6 protein-coding genes are annotated in these 5526 nt (G+C 44.0%); 4 read left to right on the top strand and 2 right to left on the bottom strand.

All coding sequences use genetic code 11. The features are described from left to right. A partial coding sequence (locus F8N00_RS15865) for an aldehyde dehydrogenase family protein (protein ID WP_421018552.1) occupies positions 1–1023 on the bottom strand: 1023 nt, incomplete at its 3' end. A gap of 130 nt (positions 1024–1153) precedes the next feature. After that, the gene (locus tag F8N00_RS15860) at positions 1154–1441 is read right to left on the bottom strand and encodes a HesB/YadR/YfhF family protein (protein ID WP_023469340.1); all 288 of its coding nucleotides are present in this window, start codon (positions 1439–1441) and stop codon (positions 1154–1156) included. Between the two features lie 122 nt (positions 1442–1563). Here F8N00_RS15860 and F8N00_RS15855 point away from each other — a divergent pair, with 122 nt between their 5' ends. The 4 genes from F8N00_RS15855 to F8N00_RS15840 form a co-directional block, all read left to right on the top strand. After that, positions 1564–2403: a hypothetical protein gene (locus F8N00_RS15855; RefSeq protein ID WP_421018551.1), complete on the top strand. Its 840-nt coding sequence runs from the start codon at positions 1564–1566 to the stop codon at positions 2401–2403. Positions 2404–2415: 12 nt separating this feature from the next. After that, positions 2416–2865, top strand: coding sequence for a thioredoxin-dependent thiol peroxidase (bcp, locus tag F8N00_RS15850; protein ID WP_023469342.1), 450 nt, complete (start codon positions 2416–2418; stop codon positions 2863–2865). Between the two features lie 329 nt (positions 2866–3194). After that, on the top strand, positions 3195–4844 hold the full coding sequence (locus F8N00_RS15845; RefSeq protein WP_421018550.1) for a peptide ABC transporter substrate-binding protein: 1650 nt from the start codon (positions 3195–3197) through the stop codon (positions 4842–4844). Positions 4845–5112: 268 nt separating this feature from the next. Further along, positions 5113–5526, top strand: a 414-nt coding sequence (locus F8N00_RS15840) for a homing endonuclease associated repeat-containing protein (protein WP_421018549.1), incomplete at its 3' end; no start/stop codon positions are given.

Genomic DNA, 5526 nt, shown 5'->3' with positions numbered 1-5526 from the left:
CGCGACGACTTTTTCGAGCAACTCGTCATAGACAGAGTCGAGTGCGACGACACGTGAACAAGCTGAACATTTTTGACCCGAGAATCCGAATGCCGCTTTCGTGATCATGTCCGCTGCGTAATCGAGGTCGGCCGACTCATCGATGACCATCGTATCTTTTCCGCCCATTTCCGCGATGACGCGTTTGAGCCAGATTTGACCTTCGTTTAGTTTCGATGCCCGCTCGTTGATGCGAAGACCGACATCACGTGATCCCGTGAAGCTGATGAAACGTGTTTTCGGGTGATCGACGAGGTAGTCACCAACTTCTGCCCCTGAACCTGGTACGAAGTTCAAGACGCCTGCCGGAAGACCAGCCTGCTCCATCACTTCGACGAATTTCGCTGCGACGACCGGTGTCGTTGATGCGGGTTTCAAGAGGATCGGGTTCCCTGCCACGATTGCTGCGACAGCTGTTCCAGCCATGATCGCGAGTGGGAAGTTCCATGGTGAGATGATGACACCAACACCGAGTGGAATGTAATCGTAACGATTGTATTCGCCTGGACGACTCTCGACTTTTTTGCCGTCTTTTAAGACGAGCATCTGACGTGCGTAGTACTCGAGGAAGTCGATCGCTTCTGCTGTATCGGCATCTGCTTCGTTCCAAGGCTTCCCTGCTTCTTTGACGAGGTAGGCAGAGAACTCATGCTTCCGCTTACGGATGATGTTCGCTGCTTTGAATAGGACGTCCGCACGTACAGACGGATTGACGAATTTCCATGTTTCGAAGGCTGTGACCGCTGCTTGCATCGCTTCTTCTGCATGTTCCTGTGTCGCTTTCGAGACACGTCCGACGATCTCTTCTTTGTTAGCCGGATTGACGGAGACGATTTTATCTTCCGTCGTCACATGTTTTCCACCGATGACGAGCGGATAATCTTTGCCGAGTTCTTGCGTGACGAGTGCAAGTGCCTCTTCGAACGCTTTCTTGTTTGCTTCTTGTGAGAAGTCCGTGAATGGTTCGTGTTTGTACGGAATCATCTCTATTCCCCCTTTAATCTCTACTTTAAATCGCTTACATTCTCCATTGTACAGAAGCATGAGTCCGCTTACAATTATTCTAGTCAAAAAAATAGAGGAGCGACCGATTTGGTCTCTCCTCCGTTCTCGATTATTCCTTTGCTTGTGAAAAGACGATTTCTTCGTGTTCAATTGAAACTTTGACGTCTTGCCCTTGGAATAACCAGTCATCTTGATCCGAAACGACGAAGTGGATGCCGTCGACGACCTCTTCGACCGCTGCCCGTTCGACTTCTTCCATATGAACACCGACCGAGAAACCTTGTGTTAAATCCGTTGAGCCACCATATTTTGCGAAGAAGCGAATCGTATCGCCTGATTTTGCTTCCATCTCATCTTTGAAGTATTGTAATGCCTCATCTGTAATATGAATTTTCATATCTATCACTCCCCTTTCGTTTAGTGTACCGATATCCTACTCAAAAAAGCGAATTTCCTGTATGGTAGAGACAAGATTAGCTATGGAATCACCATGAAACATTCATCTTAGGAGGAATTCGAATGAAACGATTGCTCGTAGTGCTGCTTGCGACCAGTCTCGTACTCGTCGGTTGCGGAAACGACTCCTCGTCTTCTACAGATACCAAATCCCCGAAGACGACGGAAACGAAACAACAGAAGGCTGAACAAGCCGTTCTTGACGTCTATCAAACATACGAAAAAACGCTCGGTCAATCCGGACGAGCAGATGCGAAGGATCTCGCATCGATTGAATATACGGGTGACGAAAAACAACTTGAACCGCTTGCCGTTGGTGCGAAAAACTTGAATGTCGTTCCCGGTAAGGTCGTCAAGTCGTTCCAAAAGGGCGACGTCGCCTATATCATCCACGAATTCAAGGATGCGAAAGGATCGATTCTCCCAAACCGGGGATCAAAACTGTTATTGAAGAAAGACGATGAGTGGAAAATCGTCCTGACACCGACGACATTCGATCCGTCCGTCTTCTCGACGCTTGGCGATATGTTCACTGGATTTAACGCTGATGAATATGGTGTCAATGCGAAGGCGGCTGATGAGATCGGAAAAACCGATGAAAAAGAGCAGGATGCCGTCTTCTCTCGTGTCAATGCGCAAACCGATTATATGGCGCTTGAGATGAACAGTAACATCCTGATGATTTACGGTGAGGCGCTCAAGAACGAAGGAAATCCTGAAACGCTCGTTGATTACTATCAAGACTACGCAGACTGGTATGAAGAAGAACAGCCACTCCTCATGAAGACAGCGAAAGCCGGTACGGATTATGAGAAGTACTTGATTGCCCTCGATCCATTAAAAGAGAGTCTTCAAAAGAAGCTTGAGAAATATGCGGATCAATTAAACATGGAATTAGGATAAGGAGGAATTTTCATGCAAGCACCAACATTCACCCTTCCGAACGCACAAGGAGAACCGATTTCCCTCGAGGATTATCGTGGAAAAAAAGTCGTACTCTATTTCTATCCGAAGGATTCAACGCCTGGTTGTACGACCGAGGCATGTGATTTCCGTGATGCGACGCAAGCGTTCGAAGAAAATAACACCGTCATTCTCGGTGTTTCTGCTGATAGTCAGAAACGGCATCAAAACTTTATCGCAAAATACGAATTACCGTTCCAATTGTTATCAGATATCGAGCATGAAGTGTGTGAGCAATATGGCGTCTGGCAACTGAAAAAGAACTACGGTAAGGAATATTTTGGAATTGTTCGTTCAACTTTCCTAATTGATGAGTCTGGTGAAATCGTCAAGGAATGGCGCAGTGTGAAAGTAAAAGATCACGTCGCAGAAGCACTTCAGTACGTCCAAGAGCAGAAATGAGTTCAAGAACCAGTTGTTTTATACAACTGGTTCTTTTTGTATTAGACCCTTTTAAAAACTCCTAATTTTATCCTTCAACAAAAATAATTTAATAAAAAAACCATTGGTATTACACACAAATTTAATGATTTTGAAATAATCTGAAAATATTCTATTGATTTTTCTGAATATTGTATTTATTATTGATAACAAGTTGATCCGGTGCTTTCCACAGCTTAAGAATAAAAGGCGATGACCCCTCTTATTTTTAGTCGGACACCGGATCGCTATCCTATCGGTTCTTATCGTTTCACCAGATATATCTATTTCTTTTGGGAGGGATTTACTTTATGAAGAAGAAAAAGGCACTTGCACTCGTTGGAGCACTGACAATCGCTGGATCAAGTCTTGCGGCATGTTCGACGACAGATGAAGGTAAAAAAGAAAGCGGTTCGACATCTGGAGAGAAATCTTCAGACAAACAAATCTTAAATTTAACGAGTGCTTCAGATATTCCAGCACTTAGCCCAACCGTCGCAACAGACTCTGTTTCTTTCACAGTGTTAAACAACGTCCAAGAAGGTCTATTCCGTCTTGATGACAAACAAGAAGCTACACCTGGTGTTGCTGAAAGTGTTGATGTTTCGGAAGATGGACTTACATACACGTTCAAGCTTCGTGATTCGAAATGGTCGGATGGCAGTGATGTCACAGCAAAAGACTTCGAGTATGCATGGAAACGTGTTCTTGATCCGAAAAGTGGTTCGCAATATGCGTATATCATGTATATCATCGATGGCGCAGAAGCGTATAACACAGGAAAAGGAAAAGCTGACGATGTTGCAGTCAAAGCTGTTGACGACAAAACGCTCGAAGTTAAGCTGACGCAACCGGCTGAATACTTCAAATCATTAACTGGTTTCGGTTCATTCATGCCACTGAAACAAGAGTTCGTCGAAAAACAAGGGAAAAACTTCGCGACGAAACCAGATACATTCCTCTACAACGGACCATTCGTCCTATCAGACTGGAAAACAGAAGTCGGTTGGAGCTACAAGAAAAACGATCAGTACTGGGATAAAGATAACGTTAAACTCGAAGAGATCAACTACAAAGTCGTTAAGGAAACATCGACTGCAGTTAACCTTTACGAAAAAGGTGATATCGACCAAGTGGGTCTGACAAGCGAATTCGTGGATCAGTACAAAGATAACGAAGACTTCGATACACGCCTTGATGCATCGATGTACTATATCCAAATGAACTTCAAGAATGAACTCTTGAAAAATAAAGACATCCGTAAAGCAATCGACTCTGGGTACGATAAAGAGCAGATGGCAAAAGTTCTCTTAAACAACGGTTCAATCCCAGCTTATTACTATGTCCCGAAAGAATTCGCAAAAGGTCCAGACGGTAAAGACTTCCGTGATGGTAACGAAGGCTTCGGTTCATACGATGCTTCTTCTGCAAAAGCATCGTTCGAAAAAGGATTGAAAGATATCGGTAAAAAATCAGTCAAACTCGAGCTTCTTTCATACGATGATGATAACTCGAAGAAAATCTCTGAATACCTTAAAGGCGAGTGGGAGAAAAACCTTCCAGGTCTTGAAGTCACGATCAAACAACAGCCGTTCAAGAACAAACTTGAGCTAGAATCAAAAGGTGAGTTCGAACTATCATTCGCAGGATGGGGACCTGACTACCAGGATCCGATGACGTTCCTCGATATGTGGGTAACAGGTGGACCATACAACCGTGGTAAGTACTCAAGCGATAAATATGATTCACTCATCAAATCAGCTCAAAAAGAAGTAGATGCTGAGAAACGTTGGCAGGCACTGAAAGACGCTGAGAAAACTCTCCTTGAGGACGATCAAGCGATCTCTGTTATGTATCAGCGCGGAGCTTCCTTCTTACGTAAGCCGTATGTTAAAGGAATCGTCAACCATAAAGTAGGTGCCGATACTTCATACAAATGGGCATCAATCGAAGGAAAATAAGTTACACCAAAAGACCAGATTCGCTGACGAGCGTGTCTGGTCTTTTTTTCCACCTGTGTCATTTGTCCTATTTTTCTGAATAGCATTAAAATTTCGTGTCATTCTGTTTTCATTTTTATATCTTCGTTTTATACTATCAAAGAATCCGATTCACTATATTTACAATAATTCATTAAAATTATTCATAATTAATGGAAATGAACCGATATATTTACCACAGAGGACTTTTGCCTCAATACTCTACTTCACTAGGAAGGAGGACTCACTCATGAAGCAACGCGTACTTACAAATCAAAAGAGTTATACGGAAGAACAACTCGAGATGATCGAAGCGATTCGCGCAGTCGGTGAACTCATCCAGGATCGTCCAAGGCGTACAGTCTACCGTCGTTATGCGCTCGTCAATGACTGGCCACAGCCAGAGAATATCGTTCGTCAATTCGGGTCTTGGCCTGAAGCTTTATCTGCAGCAGGTTACGAATGGAATGTAGATCAGCAACCCGAAGAACTCGAGCGGGCGCCAAAGTATACAAAAGATGAGATTTTAAAATCGTTTCATCGCTATGCGCAGGATGTCGGATCGACAATCACCTTGAAAAAGTATCAAATGTGGCGAAAATCCGTTCACCACGCGCCGAGTCACTATCACATCGTTAAGATGCTGTCTCTTATACACATCTCC

The sequence above is a fragment of the Exiguobacterium sp. A1_3_1 genome (assembly GCF_048985645.1).
Lineage (GTDB): Bacteria > Bacillota > Bacilli > Exiguobacteriales > Exiguobacteriaceae > Exiguobacterium_A > Exiguobacterium_A indicum.
The sequence above is the reverse complement of the archived record's forward strand: the minus strand, read 5'-3'. Positions and strand labels throughout refer to the sequence as shown.

Bases quoted from the DNA above. Each gene is read 5' to 3' on its own strand.
- F8N00_RS15860 (WP_023469340.1), bottom strand. From the start codon at position 1,441: ATGAAAATTCATATTACAGATGAGGCATTACAATACTTCAAAGATGAG.
- F8N00_RS15855 (WP_421018551.1), top strand. From the start codon at position 1,564: ATGAAACGATTGCTCGTAGTGCTGCTTGCGACCAGTCTCGTACTCGTC.
- bcp (WP_023469342.1), top strand. From the start codon at position 2,416: ATGCAAGCACCAACATTCACCCTTCCGAACGCACAAGGAGAACCGATT.
- F8N00_RS15845 (WP_421018550.1), top strand. From the start codon at position 3,195: ATGAAGAAGAAAAAGGCACTTGCACTCGTTGGAGCACTGACAATCGCT.